General features: G+C 71.9%; 16 protein-coding genes. 4 read left to right on the top strand and 12 right to left on the bottom strand.

The features are described 5' to 3' along the window. Positions 1-7: 7 nt before the first annotated feature. Positions 8-436, bottom strand: coding sequence for a DUF948 domain-containing protein (locus ACLJTM_RS27965; RefSeq protein WP_411106496.1), 429 nt, complete (start codon positions 434-436; stop codon positions 8-10). A gap of 146 nt (positions 437-582) precedes the next feature. Here ACLJTM_RS27965 and ACLJTM_RS27960 point away from each other — a divergent pair, with 146 nt between their 5' ends. Then, positions 583-2,796 (top strand): ATP-binding protein, encoded by a 2,214-nt coding sequence (locus tag ACLJTM_RS27960; RefSeq protein WP_411106495.1) that lies wholly within the window; start codon positions 583-585, stop codon positions 2,794-2,796. Positions 2,797-2,881: 85 nt separating this feature from the next. Here the strand turns inward: ACLJTM_RS27960 and rpsD are convergent, their stop codons facing one another. Continuing rightward, complete coding sequence (rpsD, locus tag ACLJTM_RS27955; protein WP_030294564.1) at positions 2,882-3,493, bottom strand: 30S ribosomal protein S4; 612 nt, start codon at positions 3,491-3,493, stop codon at positions 2,882-2,884. A 55-nt stretch (positions 3,494-3,548) separates the two neighbouring features. Here rpsD and ACLJTM_RS27950 point away from each other — a divergent pair, with 55 nt between their 5' ends. Beyond that, a complete protein-coding gene (locus tag ACLJTM_RS27950) occupies positions 3,549-4,457 on the top strand; it encodes a DUF2470 domain-containing protein (protein ID WP_411106494.1) in 909 nt (302 codons plus the stop codon). A 28-nt stretch (positions 4,458-4,485) separates the two neighbouring features. On the opposite strand, the gene ACLJTM_RS27945 is transcribed toward ACLJTM_RS27950, so the two are convergent. From ACLJTM_RS27945 to ACLJTM_RS27930, 4 genes are all read right to left on the bottom strand, one after another. Then, entirely contained in the window at positions 4,486-5,838 is a 1,353-nt protein-coding gene (locus ACLJTM_RS27945; RefSeq protein ID WP_411106493.1) for a replication-associated recombination protein A, read from the bottom strand. A 52-nt stretch (positions 5,839-5,890) separates the two neighbouring features. Further along, positions 5,891-6,508, bottom strand: coding sequence for a vitamin K epoxide reductase family protein (locus ACLJTM_RS27940; protein WP_411106492.1), 618 nt, complete (start codon positions 6,506-6,508; stop codon positions 5,891-5,893). A gap of 287 nt (positions 6,509-6,795) precedes the next feature. Then, entirely contained in the window at positions 6,796-8,058 is a 1,263-nt protein-coding gene (gene hisS, locus ACLJTM_RS27935; protein WP_411106491.1) for a histidine--tRNA ligase, read from the bottom strand. Between the two features lie 10 nt (positions 8,059-8,068). Next, complete coding sequence (locus ACLJTM_RS27930) at positions 8,069-8,791, bottom strand: MBL fold metallo-hydrolase (RefSeq protein WP_411106490.1); 723 nt, start codon at positions 8,789-8,791, stop codon at positions 8,069-8,071. A gap of 154 nt (positions 8,792-8,945) precedes the next feature. On the opposite strand from ACLJTM_RS27930, the gene ACLJTM_RS27925 reads away from it, so the two are divergent. Both ACLJTM_RS27925 and ACLJTM_RS27920 read left to right on the top strand, forming a co-directional pair. Then, positions 8,946-9,728 carry a peptidylprolyl isomerase gene (locus ACLJTM_RS27925; RefSeq protein WP_411106489.1) on the top strand — a complete coding sequence of 261 codons (783 nt, stop codon included), beginning with the start codon at positions 8,946-8,948 and terminating at the stop codon, positions 9,726-9,728. 194 nt (positions 9,729-9,922) lie between these two features. Next, positions 9,923-11,152 carry a DUF349 domain-containing protein gene (locus ACLJTM_RS27920; RefSeq protein ID WP_411106488.1) on the top strand — a complete coding sequence of 410 codons (1,230 nt, stop codon included), beginning with the start codon at positions 9,923-9,925 and terminating at the stop codon, positions 11,150-11,152. 137 nt (positions 11,153-11,289) lie between these two features. On the opposite strand, the gene ACLJTM_RS27915 is transcribed toward ACLJTM_RS27920, so the two are convergent. The 6 genes from ACLJTM_RS27915 to ruvB all read right to left on the bottom strand — a co-directional run bounded on the left by ACLJTM_RS27915 (position 11,290) and on the right by ruvB (position 19,245). Then, the gene (locus ACLJTM_RS27915) at positions 11,290-13,722 is read right to left on the bottom strand and encodes a RelA/SpoT family protein (protein ID WP_411106487.1); all 2,433 of its coding nucleotides are present in this window, start codon (positions 13,720-13,722) and stop codon (positions 11,290-11,292) included. A 251-nt stretch (positions 13,723-13,973) separates the two neighbouring features. Then, entirely contained in the window at positions 13,974-14,519 is a 546-nt protein-coding gene (locus tag ACLJTM_RS27910) for an adenine phosphoribosyltransferase (protein ID WP_411106649.1), read from the bottom strand. A gap of 5 nt (positions 14,520-14,524) precedes the next feature. Further along, positions 14,525-15,586, bottom strand: coding sequence for a protein translocase subunit SecF (gene secF / locus ACLJTM_RS27905; RefSeq protein WP_411106486.1), 1,062 nt, complete (start codon positions 15,584-15,586; stop codon positions 14,525-14,527). A gap of 3 nt (positions 15,587-15,589) precedes the next feature. Beyond that, positions 15,590-17,371, bottom strand: a complete 1,782-nt coding sequence (gene secD / locus ACLJTM_RS27900) for a protein translocase subunit SecD (RefSeq protein ID WP_411106485.1) — start codon at positions 17,369-17,371, stop codon at positions 15,590-15,592. Positions 17,372-17,524: 153 nt separating this feature from the next. Further along, positions 17,525-18,001, bottom strand: coding sequence for a preprotein translocase subunit YajC (gene yajC / locus ACLJTM_RS27895; protein WP_411106484.1), 477 nt, complete (start codon positions 17,999-18,001; stop codon positions 17,525-17,527). Between the two features lie 164 nt (positions 18,002-18,165). Beyond that, a complete protein-coding gene (gene ruvB / locus ACLJTM_RS27890) occupies positions 18,166-19,245 on the bottom strand; it encodes a Holliday junction branch migration DNA helicase RuvB (protein ID WP_411106483.1) in 1,080 nt (359 codons plus the stop codon). Between the last annotated feature and the right edge of the window lie 21 nt (positions 19,246-19,266).

Below are 19,266 nucleotides of genomic sequence, written 5' to 3'. Positions count from 1 at the left end.
GGCGGTCTCAGCCCTTCTGCTTCCGGCGGCGGGCCGCCGGCACCGTACGGCCGGCGATCACGGTGCGCCGGGGGGTCTTGCGGGGGGTCTCGTCCGTGCGGCCGAGTGCCTTGCGGACGCCGTAGCCGAAGGCCGCGACCTTGACCAGGGGGCCGCCGAAGGCCGAGGCCACGGTGGAGGACAGCGCGGAGGCGTTGGAGGTGACCTCCTGCACGTCGCTCGCGATGGCGTCGACCCGGTCGAGCTGGGTGCGCGCGGAGCGGACGGTGCGGGAGGCGTCGGCGAGCAGCGGGACGGCCTGGTCGGTCACCTCGGCCACCAGTCGGGTCGTCGCCTTCAGCACCTGGGCCAGCCTCACCAGCACCACGGCGAGGAAGGAGACCAGGATGGCCCAGAAGACGGCCACGAGGATGCCGGCCACCTCTCCACCGGACACGTCACACCGCTCTCTGTCTGTACCTGCACTGCTGGAGGATTCCTCCCCCGACCCTATCGCGCCGGAGATCCCCGGCCCTACCGGAATTCCGAGGCCGCGGGAGCGCCTTGTACGCAGCGCACGCGGACCAGTACCCTCCGTGTCCCATGCGACAGAGGACGTACGGCCATCTTCCCTCGGAGCTGAACCGGTTCGTGGGGCGGGGTGGCGAACTCGCCGGGCTGATGCGGCTGCTGGAGTCCTCGCGGCTGGTGACGGTGACCGGAGTGGGCGGCGTGGGCAAGAGCCGGCTGGCGCTCGCCGCGGCCCGGGCGCTGGACGGCGGGGCCGACTCGGGGCAGGGGTCCGCGGGGGGAGCGCAGGAACGCTACTGCGACGGGATCCGGCTGGCCGAGCTGGCCTGCGTACGGGATCCGGCGCTGCTGGAGCTGACGCTCGCGGAGGCGCTCGGGCTGACCGACCACACCACCCGGCCGCCCCGCACCGTCCTGGCCGAGCACCTGGCCGGGCGGAACCTGCTGCTGGTGCTGGACGGCTTCGAGCAGCTGGTGGACGAGACGGCGGACCTGGTGCAGGAGCTGCTGCTGCGCTCCCCCGGCCTGCGGGTGCTCGCGGCGGGCCGGCGCCCGCTGGCCCTGCCCGGGGAGCGGGCCTTCCCACTGGCCCCCATGGCTCCGGACGAGGCGCTGGAACTGCTGGTGGAGCGGGCGGCCGAGGCCGATCCGGGCTTCGGTCCGGATGCGCAGGAGCGCGCCGCTCTCGCGGAGGTCTGCGCCCGGCTGGACGGGATCCCGCTGGCGGTGGAGCTCGCGGCGGCCCGGCTGAGGGTGCTGTCGCCGGCGCAGGTGCTGACCCGGCTGGAGGACCGCTTCGCCCTGCTGGCGGACGGCGGCGCCCGCGGGGTGCTGCCCCGGCACCGCACCCTGCGCACGGCGATGGGCTGGAGCCACGAGTTGTGCACCCCCGCGGAGCGGCTGCTGTGGGCGCGGCTGTCGGTCTTCGCGGGGCTGTTCGAGCTGGACGCCGCCGAGTACGTGTGTGCGGGCCCGGACCTGCCGGTGGAGGGCCTGCTCGACCTGGTCGGTGCGCTGCTCGCCCAGTCGCTGCTGGTCCGGGAGGAGACGGCAGCCGGGGTCCGCTACCGGATGCTGGAAACCGTACGGCTGTACGGAGCGGGCTGGCTGGAGTCCACGGGTGACGCCCGGCGGCTGCGCCGGCGCCACCGGGACTGGTACATGGGGCTGGCGACCTGGTGCGAGCTGGACTGGTTCGGGCCGCGCCAGCGGGAGGTCCGCTCGCTGGTGGAGGCGGAGCTGCCGAACCTGCGGCTGGCGCTGGAGTGCTGTCTGGACGATCCCGACGAGGCCCACCTGGGGCAGTACCTGGCCGGCACCCTGTGGTTCTACTGGGCGGGCTGCGGGCGGCTCACCGAGGGCCGGCACTGGCTGGACCGGACCCTGGAGCCCGGGCCGTCCGGCGGCTCCGGGCAGCAGGAGGGCCCGTACGAGAGCTCGCGGCTGAAGGCGCTGTGGGTGCTCGGCTACGTGGCGGCGCTCCAGGGGGACGCGGTGGCCTCGATGAGCGCGCTGTACGAGTGCCGGGAGGGGGCCGCGCAGACGCAGAACGCGGTGGCGGCCGCCTATTCGGTGCACCGGCTGGGCTGTCTGGCGCTCGTCTCGGACGACATGACGCGGGCCCGGGAGCTGCTGGGCTCGGCGCTGGAGCAGTACCGGGCGGCCGGCGAGCTGAACAGCAGCGTGCTGATGTGCCAGGTGGAGCTGGCGATGGCGCTGGCCTTCCAGGGCGAGCTGGCCGGGGCGGTGTCCCTGTGCGAGGAGGTCCGCGAGGTCTGCGAGGAGCGCGGCGAGCTCTGGACGAAGGCGTACGCCCTGTACGTCCTGGCCTACGCGGCCCTGGACGCGGGGGCCACGCCCGAGGCGCGGCGGCTGCTGAGCGAGTGCGTGGCGGTCAACCACGCCTTCCACGACCTGGTCGGGCTGGTGCTGGCGCTGGAGCTGCTGGCCCTGGTCACGGTCGCCGAGGGCCACCCGGCGGAGGCGGCGGTGCTGCAGGGCGCGGCGGAGCCGATGTGGGACGGGGTGGGACTGCAGCTCTTCGGCTCCGGCTACTTCAACGCGCCGCGGCTGATGTGCCAGGAGCGGGCGGGCGAGCTGCTGGGCGCCGACCGGTACGCGGCGTACGCCGCCGAGGGGCGCCAGCTCAGCCGGGAGGCCCTGGTGGTGCGGGCCCAGCTCGCCCCCGGGGAGCGGGGCCGCGGAGTGCCGTCGCCCCGGCCGGCGGGCCGCGGCGGGCTGCGCGGGACGCGGGCCGCGGGCCGGGCCGCGGCGGACCAGCCGTAGCCGTCGGGCCCCGGGAGACGCGGGAAGCCCGCCGCCCCCCGAGGGGGACGGCGGGCTTCCACCAGCCTTGAGGGCTACGCCTGCATCAGCGGGCGTAGTACTCGACGACGAGCTGCTCGTCGCAGATGACCGGGATTTCCTTGCGGTTCGGGTCGCGGTCCAGGCGGAAGGCCAGGGCCTTCAGGTTGACCTGCAGGTAGCGCGGGGTCTCGCCCTCGCCTGCGTAGCCACCCTCGCGGGCAACCTGGAACGGAACCTTCTCGCGGCTGCGCTCGCGCACCGTGATGACGTCGTCCGGGCGGACACGGAACGACGGCTTGTCGACCTTGCCACCGTTGACCTCGATGTGGCCGTGGACGACCATCTGGCGGGCCTGGTAGATGGTGCGGGCGATGCCCGAACGCAGGACCAGGGCGTCGAGGCGACGCTCGAGCTCGACGACCAGCGCCTCGCCCGTCTTGCCTTCGGCCTTCTTGGCGCGGTCGTACGCGCGGGCCATCTGGCGCTCGGAGATGTCGTACTGAGCGCGCAGACGCTGCTTCTCCAGCAGACGAACCTTGTAGTCCGAGTTCTGCTTGCGGCCACGGCCGTGCTCGCCCGGCGGGTAGGGGCGGGCCTCGAAGTACTTGACGGCCTTCGGGGTCAGCGCAATGCCGAGGGCACGCGACTTCTTGACCTTGGGTCGCTTCTGGTTCACGTGGAACCTACCTCCATGTAAGTTAGGTGAGGCTTACCTTAGCGAGGAGGACGTAATGTCTCGACCACATGGGATCCCCCTGCCCAGTGCGCGACGAAGTTCAGATTCCAACGAAACGGAATCTGCTTTCGACGACGATAAGCAAGGTCAGCCGCGTCCCAGGGAAGGCGTTCGGCAGCTCACCGGAGCCGAACGCGTACGAACCCTCGTAGAGTCCAACGCCTCAGTATCCCTCACTCTGCCGGGTGCTCGTGACTGCCGGGCTTTCGACGAGTTCGGGACGGGGATGCCGGTCGCACGGACCGTCACCCCGGACGGGGACGTGATTCTCCTGGTTTCCGGGGAATCCGCGGCTGCCAGGGCAGCCGCTCACGCCCAGGACGACGACCTCACCGCCGTGATCGAGATCACGGATGTGGCGCCGGTGTCCGTGCCCCATCGTATCCGAGGCCGCGCCCGGCTCACCGGGTGGCTGACACCGGTGCGCGGGGACGACCGCCCGGCGTGCGCCGCGCTCCTCGCGGAGCGCCGGCCGGCGGCCGGACTGCCGGCCCCGGACGGGCCCCCGGAGCCCCCGTACGCGGTCAGCCCCGCCTGGACGATGCTGCGCCTGGAGGTCGGCGAGATCACGCTGGACGACCTGTGGGGCGCCGAGCACGTGGAGCCCGAGGCCCTGGCCGCGGCGGAGCCGGACCCGATGGCCGCGCACGAGACCGAGCTGCTCCAGCACCTGTACGCGGCCCACGGCGACCGCCTCGGCACGCTGTGCGGACTGGTCGGCGCGCGGGGCGCCGAGCACCTGACCGCCGTCCCCCTCGCCCTGGACCGCCTGGGCCTGCGCATCCGCTTCACCGGCGGCGCCGCCGGCCCCTTCGACGCCCGCTTCGACTTCCCGGAGCCCGTCGCGGACATCTGCGGCCTGCGCCGGGCCGTGCACACGCTCTTCTCCGCGGCGGCTCACTGAGGGCGGGACGAGCGGGGCGCCCGGTCCGTCAGGTCCCGCCGCGCAGCCGTTCCCGTACCTTCTCCACCACGTCCGCGTAGCGGGCCTCGGCTCCGTACCGCGTCGGCTCGTAGTACGGCTTGCCGTGGATCTCGTCCGGCGCGTACTGCTGGGCGGCGATCGCGCCGGGCACGTCGTGCGGGTACACGTACCCCTGCGCATGCCCCAGTTTGGCCGCGCCCTTGTAGTGCCCGTCCCGCAGGTGCGCCGGGACCGAGCCCGCCAGCCCCGCCCGTACGTCGGCCAGCGCGGCGCCGATCGCGGTGGTGGCCGTGTTCGACTTCGGGGCCAGGGCCAGGGCGATCGTGACGTGCGACAGGGTCAGCGCGGCCTCCGGGAAGCCGATCATCGCCACGGCCTGGGCCGCGGCCACCGCGAGGGGCAGCGCCGCCGGGTCGGCCAGCCCGATGTCCTCGCTGGCCGAGATCATCAGCCGCCGGGCGATGAACCGCGGGTCCTCCCCCGCGTCGATCATCCGGGCGAGGTAGTGCAGGGCCGCGTCCACGTCGGAGCCGCGGATCGACTTGATCAGGGCGCTCGCCACGTCGTAGTGCTGGTCGCCGTCCCGGTCGTAGCGCACGGCTGCCCGGTCGACCGCTTCCTCCACGGTCTCCAGGGTGATCTCGGCCTCGCCCTTGGCGATGGCCGAGCCGGCGCCCGCCTCCAGCGCCGTCAGCGCCCGCCGGGCGTCGCCGCCGGCGATCCGCAGCAGGTGCGCCTGCGCGTCCGCCTGCAGGGTGACCGCCCCGCCGAGCCCCCGGTCCTCCGTCAGGGCCCGGCTCATCAGCGCGCTCAGGTCCTCGTCGGTGAGCGGCTCCAGGGTCAGCAGCAGCGAGCGCGAGAGCAGCGGCGAGATGATCGAGAAGTACGGGTTCTCCGTGGTCGCCGCGATCAGCGTCACCCAGCGGTTCTCCACCGCGGGCAGCAGCGAGTCCTGCTGCGCCTTGCTGAAGCGGTGGATCTCGTCCAGGAACAGGACGGTCTCCTTGCCGTAGCCCCCGGCCGCGCGCCGGGCGCCCTCGATGACCGCCCGGACCTCCTTGACGCCGGCCGTGATGGCGGACAGCTCCACGAACCGCTTCCGGGTGGCCTGGCTGACCACGTACGCGAGGGTGGTCTTGCCGATGCCCGGCGGACCCCACAGGATCACCGACGAGGCGCCGGCCGGTCCCCCCGCCCCTTCCCCGACCAGCCGCCGCAGTGGCGAGCCGGGCTTCAGCAGGTGCTGCTGGCCGACGACCTCGTCCAGGGTGCGCGGACGCATCCGGACGGCGAGCGGAGAACTCGCGGGGTCCTTCTCCTGGCGTTCCTCGGCTGCGGCGGTGAAGAGGTCTGGTTCCACACCGGAAGCCTATGCGAGCGCGCCGACAGGCGGCCCGGGCTCAGGCCCGGGCTCAGGAGGTCCAGAAGTCCCACCAGCGGGTCAGCACCAGCATGCCGATGATCCCGATGTGCAGCACGGGCAGCACCCAGGTGAACTCGTCGAAGAAGCGCCGCAGCCAGCCGGGGGCGGGCAGCAGTCCCTGGCGCACGTTGTGCGAGGTGACGTACCAGAACATCACGATGGTGGCGACCCAGGCCAGGGAGCACCAGAGGCAGAGGGAGTTGATCCGGTACAGGGACTGGTAGGTCAGCCAGGCGCAGAAGACGACGCCGAAGAGGGTGCCGGCGTTCAGCGTCAGCCAGTACCAGCGGGCGAACCGGGCCCGGGCCAGCAGGCTCATGCCGACGCAGACCACGATGCCGTAGGCGACCAGGCCCAGCATCGGGTTGGGGAAGCCGAAGACGGCCGCCTGGTCGCTCTTCATGATGTTGCCGCAGGAGACGACGGGGTTCAGGCTGCAGCCCGGCACGAAGTCCGGGTCCTCCAGCAGCTTGAACTTGTCGATCGTGATCACCCACGCGGCGAGCAGCCCGGCCGCCCCCGTGATCACCAGCAGCAGGGCCAGGGCCCGGCTCGCACCGACCGTCGTCCTCGGGGCGGTGTCCGCGTCCGTACCTCGTGTCGTCATGCCTACCGCCCCGCTCCGCCATCCCCGAACCCGGCCGTCCGGCCGTACCTGCAAGGTCATCAAGCACCGGCCATTGTGCCGTACCGGGCCGGGGGGCCACCGTTCGCAACGGATAAGGACCCGCCGCCGATCCGCCGCCGATCCGCGTCCGATCCGCCGCCGCACGAGCGGTCCACGACCGGCGCCCGCCCGCCAGGACCGACCGGTGGGGCCGGGAACGCCGCAGGCGGGGCCGCGGGGACCGCGCTGCGCGCCATCCCCGGCCCCGCCTGCGGCGGTGTGCCCGGTCAGGCCAGACGGGCGCGGACGGCGTCGACGAGGTCGGCGAGCGCCACCGGCGCCTGCTCCCCGGACTCCATGTCCTTGAGCTGGACGACGCCCTCGGCGAGGTCCCGCTCGCCGGCGACGACGGTGAGCCGCGCACCCGAGCGGTTCGCGTCCTTCATCGAGCCCTTGAGCCCCTTGCCGCCGTACGAGAAGTCCGCCGCGACGCCCGCCCTGCGGAGTTCGGTGACCTTCCCGAACAGCACGCGCCGGGCCTCCTCGCCCAGGGCCACCGCGAACACCGACGTCGCCGCCGGGATGCCCAGGTCGATGCCCTCGGCCTCCAGGGCCAGGACCGTGCGGTCCACGCCCAGCGCCCAGCCCACCGAGGGCAGCGCCGGTCCGCCGATCATCTCGGACAGGCCGTCGTAGCGCCCGCCGCCGCCGACCGCGGACTGCGAGCCCAGGCCGTCGTGGACGAACTCGAAAGTGGTCCGCGTGTAGTAGTCCAGTCCGCGGACCAGCTTCTCGTCGTCCTCGAAGGCGACCCCGGCGGCCGTGACCAGGGTGCGCACCTCCTCGTGGTACGCCTTGCACGCGTCGCACAGGTAGTCCCGCAGCGCGGGGGCGCCGACGAGCTGCTTCTGCACGTCGGTCCGCTTGTCGTCGAGGACGCGCAGCGGGTTGATCTCGGCGCGGCGGACGGTCTCCTCGTCGAGGTCCAGCCCGCTCAGGAAGGACTGCAGTGCCTCCCGGTACACCGGGCGGCACTCCTTGTCGCCCAGCGAGTTCAGCAGGATCCGGAAGTTGCGCAGCCCCAGGGAGCGGTACGCCTGGTCGGCCAGGATGATCAGCTCGGCGTCCAGCGCCGGGTCCTCGGCGCCGATCGCCTCGGCACCGACCTGCGAGAAGTGGCGGTAGCGCCCCTTCTGCGGCTTCTCGTAGCGGTAGTACGAGCCGGAGTACCAGAGCTTGACGGGCAGGTTGCCCTTCTTGTGCAGGCTCGCCTCCAGAGCGGCGCGCAGCACCGAGGCCGTGCCTTCGGGGCGCAGGGCCAGCTGGTCGCCGCCCTTGGTCTCGAAGGCGTACATCTCCTTGGAGACGATGTCGGTGGACTCGCCGACACCGCGGGCGAAGAGGCCCACGTCCTCGAAGCCGGGAGTCTCGATGTAGCCGTATCCGGAGTTGCGCAGCGGCGCGGCGATGGCCTCGCGTACCGCCAGGTACTTCACGGAGACCGGCGGGATCAGGTCGTACGTGCCCTTGGGGGCCTGAAAAGTAGCCACGGAACTGTCGTCACATTCCTCGTCGTGGTGCGGCTGTCGGATCCGCTGCGCGCCCTCGGGGGCCTGCGGCCACTTCCCGCAGGTACGGGTTGGCGGCGCGCTCGCGGCCGATGGTGGTCTGGGGACCGTGGCCGGACAGCACCACGGTCGAGTCGTCGAGCGGCAGGCACACGCGGGCCAGCGATTCGAGGATCTCGGCGTGGGAGCCGCCGGGCAGGTCGGTGCGTCCGATGGAGCCGGCGAAGAGCAGGTCGCCCGAGAAGAAGACCGGCGGGACGTCGGCCAGCTCGGGCATCCGGAAGGTCACCGACCCCTTGGTATGGCCGGGCGCGTGCGCCACCGAGAAGTCCATTCCGGCCAGTTTCAGACCGGCCCCGTCGGTGAGCTCGCGGACGTCGTCCGGCTCGCCGACGGTCAGCTCGCCCATCAGCGGCATCCCGATGGAGCGGCCCAGGGCCTTCTCCGGATCGCTCAGCATGTAGCGGTCCTCGGGGTGGATCCAGGCCGGTACGTCGTGTGCTCCGCACACCGGGACCACCGAGGCCACATGATCGATGTGGCCGTGGGTCAGTACGACCGCGACGGGCTTGAGCCGATGCTTCTTCAGCGTCTCCTCGACACCCTGGGCGGCCTGGTGGCCCGGGTCGATGATGACGCACTCCTCGCCTGCGGCGGGGGCGACCACATAGCAGTTGGTCCCCCAGGCCCCGGCGGGGAACCCGGCAATCAGCACGTTCGTCCTCAATCGTTCGTCCGGCGGGAGGCTGCGGATCGGAAGGCAGCTGATCAGAGCCTACCGGCGCCCCTCATGACACAGCGAACCCATATACGGTACGCCCTAACCCAGCCCGGACAGCGGTACCAGACACGCACAAGGAGACGACCCGGTGGTCACGAGCGATCAGCGGCGGCGACAGCTCGCCAGGGAGAAGTACGAGCGCCAGCAGAAGCGCCGGGCCGAGGCCCGTACGAAGGCGCGCCGGCGGGCGGCGGTGATCGGTGCGGCGGTGGCGGTGGTCGTCGCCGCGCTGGTCGGCCTCATCGCGGCCGGCGTCTTCGACTCGGACACGAAGGACCAGGCGGCCGACCCCTCGGCGAGCCCGTCCGACTCCCCCTCCCCCAAGCAGTCCCCCTCCCCCGAGATGGCGGTCGACCAGAAGGCGAAGTACACCTTCGCCCTGAAGACCAGCGCAGGCGACATCACCGTCGCGATGGACGCGGCGAAGACGCCCCAGACGGTGAACTCCTTCAAGTCGCTGGCCGACAAGGGGTACTTCGACAACACCAAGTGCCACCGGCTGACGACCGGCGGGATCTACGTGCTCCAGTGCGGCGACCCGGAGGGCACCGGCCGCGGCGGCCCGGGCTACACCATCCCGGACGAGGACCTCGCCTCGCTCGGCAAGCCGAACGAGCAGGGCCAGGTCGTCTACCCGGCGGGCACGGTGGCGATGGCCAACACCGGGCAGCCGGGCACCGGCGGCAGCCAGTTCTTCCTCGTCTACAAGGACAGCCCGCTGGCCCCCGGGTACACCCCGTTCGGCAAGATCGACGCGGCCGGCCTGAAGGCCCTCGAAGAGGTCGCCAAGGCCGGGACGGCCGACGGCGGCCAGGACGGAGCACCCAAGACGGACGTCAAGATCGAGAAGGGCACCGTCACCCAGGGGTGAGGTCCCGCGGCGGCCCGCAGCCGCGGCCGGCGTCCCCCGCCCGTACGTCGATATTGCGTCGTGCGGGATGCGGACAGCCGGCCCGGCGGTCGCCTATGTTGGCGTTGTGCAGGGCGGGCGCGGCCCGCCCCAGGAAACTGTGGACGATGCCCAGGGGGTGAACCCCTCGCAAGGCATCAGGTGGAGGAGGCGCTGTGAGCAGCGACCCGTGGGGCCGAGTCGACGAGACGGGCACCGTGTACGTGCGTACTGCCGAGGGCGAGAAGGTCGTCGGCTCGTGGCAAGCGGGCACCCCCGAGGAGGCCCTGGCCTATTTCGAGCGCAAGTACGAGGGCCTGGTGGTCGAGATCGGCCTCCTCGAGAAGCGGGTGCGGACCACCGATCTGTCCGCGAAGGACGCGCAGACGGCGATCGACCACCTGCGGGTGCAGGTGGAGGAGCACCACGCCGTGGGCGACCTCGATGCGCTCCGCGTCCGGCTGGACAAGCTGGTGGAGACCGTGGAGTCCCGGCGCGAGGAGCGCAAGGTCCAGAAGGCCAGGCAGACGGACGAGGCCCGCGCGGCCAAGGAGGCGCTGGTCGTCGAGGCCGAGGAGCTGGCGCAGAGCGACCAGTGGCGCAGCGCCGGCGAACGGCTGCGGGCCCTGGTGGACATCTGGAAGGGCCTGCCGCGTCTGGACCGCAAGTCGGACGACGAGCTGTGGCACCGCTTCTCGCACGCCCGTTCCGCCTTCTCCAAGCGCCGCAAGGCCCACTTCGCCTCGCTGGACGCGCAGCGCGAGGACGCCCGCAAGGTCAAGGAGAGGCTGGTCGCCGAGGCCGAGTCGCTGTCGAAGTCGACCGACTGGGGTCCGACGGCGGCCCGCTACCGCGAGCTGATGGCGGACTGGAAGGCGGCGGGCCGGGCCCAGCGGGAGTCCGAGGACGACCTGTGGAACCGCTTCCGCGGGGCCCAGGACGTGTTCTTCGCGGCCCGCAGCGAGGTGTTCGCCGAGCGCGACGCCGAGCAGGTGGAGAACCTGAAGGTGAAGGAGGAGCTGGCCGGGGAGGCCGAGAAGCTCCTCCCGATCACGGACCTGAAGGCGGCCCGTGCCGCGTTCCGTACCCTCAACGAGCGGTGGGAGGCCGTCGGCCACGTGCCGCGCGACGCCCGTCCGAAGGTCGAGGGCCGGATGCACACGGTGGAGCGGGCGATCCAGGAGGCCGAGGAGGGCGAGTGGCGCCGGACGAACCCGGAGGCGCGGGCCCGCGCGGCCGGTCTGACCGGGCAGCTCCAGGCGGCGGTCGACAAGCTCCGCGGCCAGGTGGATGCGGCGCGCGCGGCGGGCAACAACGCCAAGGCCGACAAGCTGGCCCGTGAGCTGGAGGGCCGCCAGGCCCTGCTGGACCAGGCGCTGAAGGGCCTGGAGGAGTTCGGCGGCTGACCGGCTGCACCCACTGACGGGAAGCTGACGGGAAGCTGACGCGAAGGGCCCCGGTACGGAGATCCGTACCGGGGCCCTTCCCGTGCGGGGCGTCCCGCGCCGTGCGCCCGGGGCCGCGTGCCGCCTGCCGCCTGCCGTTACGGCCGGCGGGCCGAGGTCACGCGGTAGACGTCGTAGACGCCCTCGACGCCGCGGACCGCCTTCAGGACGTGCCCCAGGTGCTTGGGGTCGCCCATCTCGAAGGTGAACCGGGAGGTGGCCACCCGGTCGCGGGAGGTCTGCACGGCCGCCGACAGGATGTTCACGTGCTGGTCCGACAGGACCCGGGTGACGTCGGAGAGCAGCCGGGAGCGGTCCAGTGCCTCGACCTGGATGGCGACCAGGAAGACGGAGGACTGGGTGGGCGCCCATTCCACTTCGAGCATCCGCTCGGGCTGCTGGGAGAGCGAGTCCACGTTGACGCAGTCCGCTCGGTGCACCGATACCCCGCTGCCCCGCGTGACGAAGCCGATGATGGGGTCACCCGGCACCGGGGTGCAGCAGCGGGCCAGCTTGACCCACACGTCGTCGACGCCCTTGACGACCACGCCCGGGTCGGCGTTGCCGCGGCGCTTGCTGCGTCCGCGGGCCGGCGGGATGGACTCCTCGATGTCCTCGTTGGCGGCGTCCTCGCCGCCGAGGGCCTGCACGAGCTTCTGCACGACGCCCTGCGCGGCGACGTGGCCCTCGCCGATCGCCGCGTACAGCGAGGAGATGTCCGGGTAGCGCATCTCGTGGGCGAGGGTGACGAGCGAGTCCCCGGTGAGGATGCGCTGGATCGGCAGGTTCTGCTTGCGCATGGCCCGCGCGATGGCGTCCTTGCCGTGCTCGATGGCCTCGTCGCGGCGCTCCTTGGAGAACCAGGCGCGGATCTTGTTGCGGGCCCGCGGGGACTTCACGAAGCCGAGCCAGTCGCGGGAGGGGCCCGCGCCCTCGGCCTTGGAGGTGAAGACCTCGACGAGGTCCCCGTTGTCGAGGGTGGACTCCAGCGGGACGAGGCGGCCGTTGACCCGGGCCCCTATGGTCCGGTGCCCGACCTCGGTGTGGACGGCGTACGCGAAGTCCACGGGCGTGGCGCCGGCCGGCAGCGCTATCACGTCGCCCTTGGGCGTGAAGACGAAGACCTCGTTGCGCGAGAGGTCGAAGCGCAGCGAGTCGAGGAACTCGCCCGGGTCCTCGGTCTCCTTCTGCCAGTCCAGCAGCTGGCGCAGCCAGGCCATGTCGTTGACGGTGTCCTGGCCGGCGCTGCCCTTGGCGGCCTGCGGGACGTCGGTGCGGACCTTGGAGGTGCCGGCGACGGTCTGCTGCTTGTACTTCCAGTGCGCGGCGATGCCGTACTCGGCGCGGCGGTGCATGTCGAAGGTGCGGATCTGGAGCTCGACCGGCTTGCCGCTGGGCCCGATGACCGTCGTGTGGAGCGACTGGTACATGTTGAACTTGGGCATCGCGATGTAGTCCTTGAACCGGCCGGGGACCGGGTTCCAGCGCGCGTGCACGGTGCCGAGGGCGGCGTAGCAGTCCCGGACGGTGTCGACGAGGACGCGGATGCCCACCAGGTCGTAGATCTCCGCGAAGTCGCGGCCGCGGACGATCATCTTCTGGTAGACGCTGTAGTAGTGCTTGGGCCGGCCGGTGACGGTGGCCTTGATGCGGGCGGCCCGCAGGTCGGTCTGCACCTCGTCGGTGACGACGGCGAGGTACTCGTCCCGCTTGGGCGCCCTCTCGGCCACCAGGCGCACGATCTCGTCGTACATCTTGGGGTAGAGGATCGCGAAGGCGAGGTCCTCCAGCTCCCACTTGATCGTGTTCATGCCGAGGCGGTGGGCCAGCGGCGCGTAGATCTCAAGGGTCTCGCGGGCCTTCTTCTCCTGCTTCTCCCGCTTGAGGTAGCGCATCGTGCGCATGTTGTGCAGCCGGTCGGCGAGCTTGATCACCAGGACGCGCGGGTCCTTGGCCATCGCGACGACCATCTTGCGGACGGTCTCGGCCTGCGCGGCCTCGCCGAACTTGACCCGGTCGAGCTTGGTGACGCCGTCGACGAGCAGGGCCACCGCGTCGCCGAAGTCGCGGCGCAGGTCCTCCAGCCCGTACTCGGTGTCCTCGACGGTGTCGTGCAGCAGGCCGGCCATGAGGGTGGCGGGGTCCATGCCGAGCTCGGCGAGGATGGTGGTCACCGCGAGCGGGTGGGTGATGTACGGGTCGCCGCTCTTGCGCTTCTGGCCGCGGTGCCAGCGCTCGGCGACCTGGTAGGCCTGCTCCAGCTGGCGCAGCGTGGCCGTCTCGATCTTCGGGTCGTTGCTGCGCACTATCCGCAGCAGCGGTTCGAGGACCGGGTTGTACGGGTTGGAACGCTGGACGCCGAGGCGGGCGAGCCGGGCGCGCACCCGGTTGGAGGACCCGGCCGACTTCGCCGGCGCGGGCTTGACCGGCGGGGCCGGCGGGGGCGGCGGGGGCGTGGCGGCGGGCGCCGCGGCCGGCTCGGCCTGCGGGTCGGGCTGCGCGGCGGGAAGGGGCTGGACCTCGTCTGGCAAGAGCGCTCCTCACGGGGGTCCCCCCGGACGGGCCCGGGGAGAGGGTCCGGTGCCCGTGTCCGGTCCGGATAACCCATCGTAGCGAGGGTTGGGTCGGGTCGTTCCCCGAGGCCGGGGCCCGGCCCTCCGCCGGGCGGACCCCGCTGCCCGCCGGCGGCGCCGCACACGCGGGCGGCGGGCACCCGGGGTGTCCCGGATGCCCGCCGCTGCACGGAGTGCGGGTCGGACCACGAGGGGCCGGACCACGAGGGTCAGACCACGATCAGCGCGTCCAGGGGGGCGTCGCCGAGCGGGCCGGCCAGCCTGGCCCGGCCCGGCAGGAAGGACAGCTCCATCAGGACGGCCACCGCGGCGACCTCCGCGCCGGTCCGCCGGATCAGCTCCAGCGAGGCCTCCGCGGTACCGCCGGTGGCCAGGACGTCGTCGATGACCATGACCCGGTCACCGGCCGACAGGTCCTCCGCGTGGATCTCGATCTCCGCGCTGCCGTACTCCAGCTCATAGGACTGGGCGAGGGTCGCCCCCGGCAGCTTCCCGGCCTTGCGGACCGGCACGAAGCCGATCCCGGCCTGCACCGCAACCGGGGCCGCCAGGATGAACCCCCGCGCCTCCAGGCCGACGATCTTCGTCGCCCCGTACCGCCCGGCCAGGTCCACCAGCGTGTCCGTCAGCGCACCGAAGGCCTTCGGGTCCGCCAGCAGCGGGGTGATGTCCTTGAACATCACGCCCGGCTTCGGGTAGTCGGGAACGTCCTTGATCCGGCTGAGCAGCAGCTCGCGTACGTCCTCGGACAGCAGGGCGGTCACCGGCGCCGCCCCGAGCGGCCCGGGGACACGGCCTGCGGCGCGTCCTCGGCCCCGGTCTCGTACCCCTCGTCGGGGGACTCGCCCTTGGCCGCGGCGGACGCCCGCTTGGCGAGCACCCGCTTCTTCAGCGCCTTCATGGCGGGCTCGCGCTCCTTCAGGTCCACGACCAGCGGGGTCGCGATGAAGATCGAGGAGTACGCACCGGCCGCGAGGCCGACGAACAGCGACAGGGAGATGTCGTTGAGCATGCCCGCGCCGAGGAAGCCGCCGCCGATGAACAGCAGTGCGCCGACCGGGAGCAGCGCCACGACGGTGGTGTTGATCGAGCGGACCAGGGTGCCGTTGATGCTGCGGTTGGCGATCTCGCTGTACGTGTAGCGGGTCTGCTTCGTGATGTCCTTCGAGCCCTCCTTGAGACCGTCGAAGACGACGACGGTGTCGTAGAGGGAGTAGCCGAGGATCGTCAGCAGGCCGATGACCGTGCCCGGCGTGACCTCGAAGCCGACCAGCGCGTACACGCCGACGGTGATGGTGAGGTCGTGGATCAGGGCGATCAGCGCCGCGACCGCCATGCGCCACTCGAAGGCGATGGCCAGGTAGATCACCACGAGGACCATGAAGACGCCGAGGCCGGTCCAGGCCTTGTTCGCGATCTGCTCGCCCCAGCTGGGGCCGACCAGGTCGGCGTTGATGTCCACCTCGGTGACCTTCAGGTCGGTGGCCAGCTGCTTCTTGACGCCCGCGGCGGAGTCGGTGTCCAGACCGGAGATCTGGATGCGCAGGCCGCCGGTGCCGAGCTCCTGGACGATCGCGTCGTGGCCGGAGGCCTTCTCCGCGTCCTCCGTGGCCTGGGCGACGGAGACGGCCGTCTTCGGGGTGGTGAAGACGGCACCGCCCTTGAACTCGATGCCCATGTTGAGGCCCTGGACGGCCAGGGCGACGATCGCCGTGATGGTGATCAGGATGGAAACGCCGTACCAGAGAAAGCGCTTGCCGACGAAGTCGTAGCCGACCTCACCGCGGTACAGCTTGGCGCCGAGATCTCCCAGCTTCGACATCTCTCACGCCTCCTTTGCGTCGACGGGGGCGGGGGCGGCACCGCTGCGGCGGGACCGGCGCAGCGGGGGCTTGGCGCCGAGCCGCTTCGGGTCCAGCCCGGACCACGGGTGGCCGCTGGAGAAGAACTTCGTACGCGCCAGCAGCGTCATGACGGGCTTGGTGAAGAGGAACACCACGACCACGTCGAGGAGGGTGGTCAGACCCAGCGTGAAGGCGAAGCCCTGCACCTTGCCGACGGTGACGATGAACAGCACCGCGGCGGCCAGGAACGACACGAAGTCGGACACCAGGATGGTGCGCCGGGCACGCGGCCAGGCGCGCTCGACGGCCGGACGCAGGGTGCGGCCCTCGCGGATCTCGTCCCGGATGCGTTCGAAGTACACGATGAACGAGTCCGCCGTGATGCCGATCGCGACGATCGCACCGCAGACGGCGGGCAGGTTCAGCGCGAAGCCGATGCCCTTCCCGAGCAGCGACATGATCGTGTAGGTCAGGATCGCGGACACCAGGAGGCTGATGATCGCGATGAAGGCCAGACCGCGGTAGTAGACGAGCAGGTAGATCACCACGAGCAGCAGGCCGATGGCACCGGCGATCAGGCCGGCCTTCAGCTGCTCGCCGCCGAGCGCGGCGGTGACGGTGGTGACGCTGTCCTCCTGGAAGGACAGCGGCAGGGCGCCGTAGGAGAGCATGTTGCCCAGGTCCTGCGCGGACTGCTGGGTGAACCCGCCGGAGATCTGCGCGTTGCCGCCGGTGATCGCGCTGCTGACGGACGGGTCGGAGATGACCGAGCCGTCGAGGACGATCGCGAACTGGTTCTGCGGCATCTGCTTCGCGGCCAGCTCGCCGGTGACCTTGGCGAAGGCGTCGGAGCCGCGGTCGTTGAAGTCCATCGTGACGATCCACTGACCGGACTGCTGGTCGATGATGCCCTTGGCGCTCTTGACGTCCTTGCCCTCGACGGCGGCCGGACCGAGCACCCACTTGCCCCAGGCACTGCCGCGCTGGCCGCAGGCGAGCGTCGGGTCCTCGGGCTTGACGCCCTTGCCCACCGTGGCGCGCTGCGCCTCGTCGGTGCAGTCGAGCGCGGCGAACTTCGCCTGGAGGTCGGCGGCGGCGGCGTCACCCGAGGGGGTGGGCGTCGGGGCCGGGGTCTCCGCCTTGTCGTCTGCCTTCTTCGACTCGCTCGCCGAGGGCGAGGGAGAGGGGGCGTTCGGGGCCTTGAGGGCCTCGCTGAGCGCACGGCCCTGGGAAGTGGCGCTGGACGACGGGGTGGCCGGAGGGGACGACTTGCCGCCGTCCTCCGCCTTCGGAGCGCCGGAGCCGCTCGCGGAGGGGCTCGGGCTCTGCGAGCCCTCGGGGGCGACCGGGGCGCCGTCGGCGAAGGCCAGGACCGGGCGGAAGTAGAGCTGGGCGGTGGTGCCGACCTGCTCGCGCGCCTGCTTCTCGTTCATCCCCTTGGGGATGTTGACGATGATGTGGTCCTCGCCCTGCGTCTGGACCTCGGCCTCGGAGACGCCGAGACCGTTGACGCGGCGCTCGATGATGCCGACCGCGGTGTCCATGTTGGTCTTGTTGACCGCGTTCGGCTTGCCGGGCTCGCTCTTGGCCTTGAGCGTGATGCTCGTGCCGCCGGCGAGGTCGATGCCCAGCCGGGGAGTGGTCTGATGCGAGAGGAACATCCCCGCGGTGAGCGCCACCATTGCGATCAGGATGATCGCCAGGGCGCGCCCCGGCCTCCCCTGAGCCCCCGTGGGCCGCCGGCCCTTCTTCGGTGCTGCCACCTTGTCGTTTCTCCCTGTCCAACCGTCCCACGCCGGGTCAGCGCGCGGACGGCCACGAAATGTGTGGTGGGGACCCCTGCCCCCCGCAGAAGTGTCACGGGCGAGGGACCGCGGCGACCGCCGGTCCGGCGCCTCCGCGGTCCCTGCCGGCCGCTACTTGGCGGCCGGCCCGCCGTCCGCCTTGCCGTCCGTGGGCTCGTCGCCGGAGCCGTCCGCCACGTCGTCCCTCTTGCCCAGGTCGAGCTTGGGGGACGGGTCCTCGTCCTTGGTGAGGTCCGTCTTCGGGTCCTCGGTGAGGGCGGAGGCGTCGTCCGGGACGACCGGCGTGTCGCCCGGGGCGTCCTCGGTGATGCCGTGGACGATGCGGTTGTACTCCGCATCCTCGAGGACGGCGCCGATGGCGTTCTTCGCGTAGATCGCGTGGACGCCGGGAGCCACCTCGAGGGTGACGGTGTCGTCACCGACCTCCTTCACCGTGGCGTACATGCCGCCGATGGTGCGGACGCCGGTGCCGGTCACCATGTGGTCGCGCATCTGCGCGGCCGCCTGCTGCTTCTTCTTGGCGGAACGGGTCATCAGGAACATCGCCCCGATGAGCACGATGAACGGGAGGAGTGTCACGAGATTCACGGGACGGAGATCCTTCGCACGACCGCACGGGAGACGGCCTTTTTCTACGGGGGTGGGCACGCCGACCCGAAGGGTCGGCATCGGCGGAGTCTAGGCGAGTCCGCACCGATGGAACAACGCCCAGCATGGCACCGCAGTTCCTGGCCGGTCGAACCTCCGCGCCGTCAGGCCCCGAACAAGCCCTGTTGTCCGCTTGATCCACTGCCGTGGTGCTGCGGCGGGACGAGGCCCAGGTGGGCCCAGGCGGCTGGCGTCGCCACCCGCCCCCTGGGAGTCCGCGCGAGCAGGCCCTCGCGGACCAGGAAGGGCTCCGCCACCTCCTCCACGGTCTCCCGCTCCTCCCCCACGGCCACGGCGAGGGTCGACAGGCCCACCGGCCCGCCGCCGAACAGCTTCAGCAGGGCCTCCAGTACCGCCCGGTCGAGCCGGTCCAGCCCGCGCCCGTCCACCTCGTACACCTGGAGGGCCGTTCGGGCCACCTCCCGGTTGACCACGCCGTCCGCGCGGACCTGGGCGTAGTCGCGGACCCGGCGCAGCAGGCGGTTGGCGATGCGCGGGGTGCCGCGGGAACGGCCGGCGATCTCGGCGGCGCCCGCGGTGTCGATCTCCACGTCGAGGAGGCGGGCGGAGCGGTGCAGGACGCGCTCCAGCTCCTCGGGGGCGTAGAACTCCATGTGCCCGGTGAAGCCGAAGCGGTCGCGCAGCGGAGGCGGCAGCAGACCGGCCCGGGTGGTGGCTCCCACCAGGGTGAACGGCGGCAGTTCCAGCGGGATGGCGGTGGCCCCGGGCCCCTTGCCGACGATGACGTCGACGCGGAAGTCCTCCATGGCCATGTAGAGCATCTCCTCGGCGGGCCGGGACATGCGGTGGATCTCGTCGAGGAAGAGGACCTCCCCCTCCTGGAGGGAGGAGAGGATGGCGGCGAGGTCCCCCGCGTGCTGGATCGCGGGCCCCGAGGTGATGCGGATGGGCGCGCCCATCTCCGCCGCGATGATCATCGACAGGGTGGTCTTGCCGAGGCCCGGGGCGCCGGAGAGCAGCACGTGGTCGGCGGTGGCGCCGCGCTGGCGGGCCGCCTTCAGGACGAGGTCCAGCTGTTGGCGGACCTTCTCCTGGCCGACGAACTCATCGAGGTCCTTGGGCCGCAGCGCCGCCTCGACGGCGGTGTCCTCCCCGTCGGCGGCGGCGGCGACGATGCGGTCGTCGCCCCCGGCGGTGGCCTCGGTGTCGTCGTCCCAGTTCACGGTGTCTGTCTGCCTTCTCGG

Origin of the sequence: Streptomyces sp. cmx-4-9, from assembly GCF_046548835.1 — a bacterium.
Taxonomy (GTDB): Bacteria; Actinomycetota; Actinomycetes; order Streptomycetales; family Streptomycetaceae; genus Streptomyces.
Note: the sequence above shows the minus strand (reverse complement) of the source record. Positions and strands in the feature narration are given on the sequence as shown.

Coding starts and splice junctions, on each gene's coding strand:
- ACLJTM_RS27940 (WP_411106492.1), bottom strand. CDS start 6,508: ATGACGACACGAGGTACGGACGCGGACACCGCCCCGAGGACGACGGTC.
- ACLJTM_RS27960 (WP_411106495.1), top strand. CDS start 583: ATGCGACAGAGGACGTACGGCCATCTTCCCTCGGAGCTGAACCGGTTC.
- ACLJTM_RS27950 (WP_411106494.1), top strand. CDS start 3,549: ATGTCTCGACCACATGGGATCCCCCTGCCCAGTGCGCGACGAAGTTCA.
- secF (WP_411106486.1), bottom strand. CDS start 15,586: ATGTCGAAGCTGGGAGATCTCGGCGCCAAGCTGTACCGCGGTGAGGTC.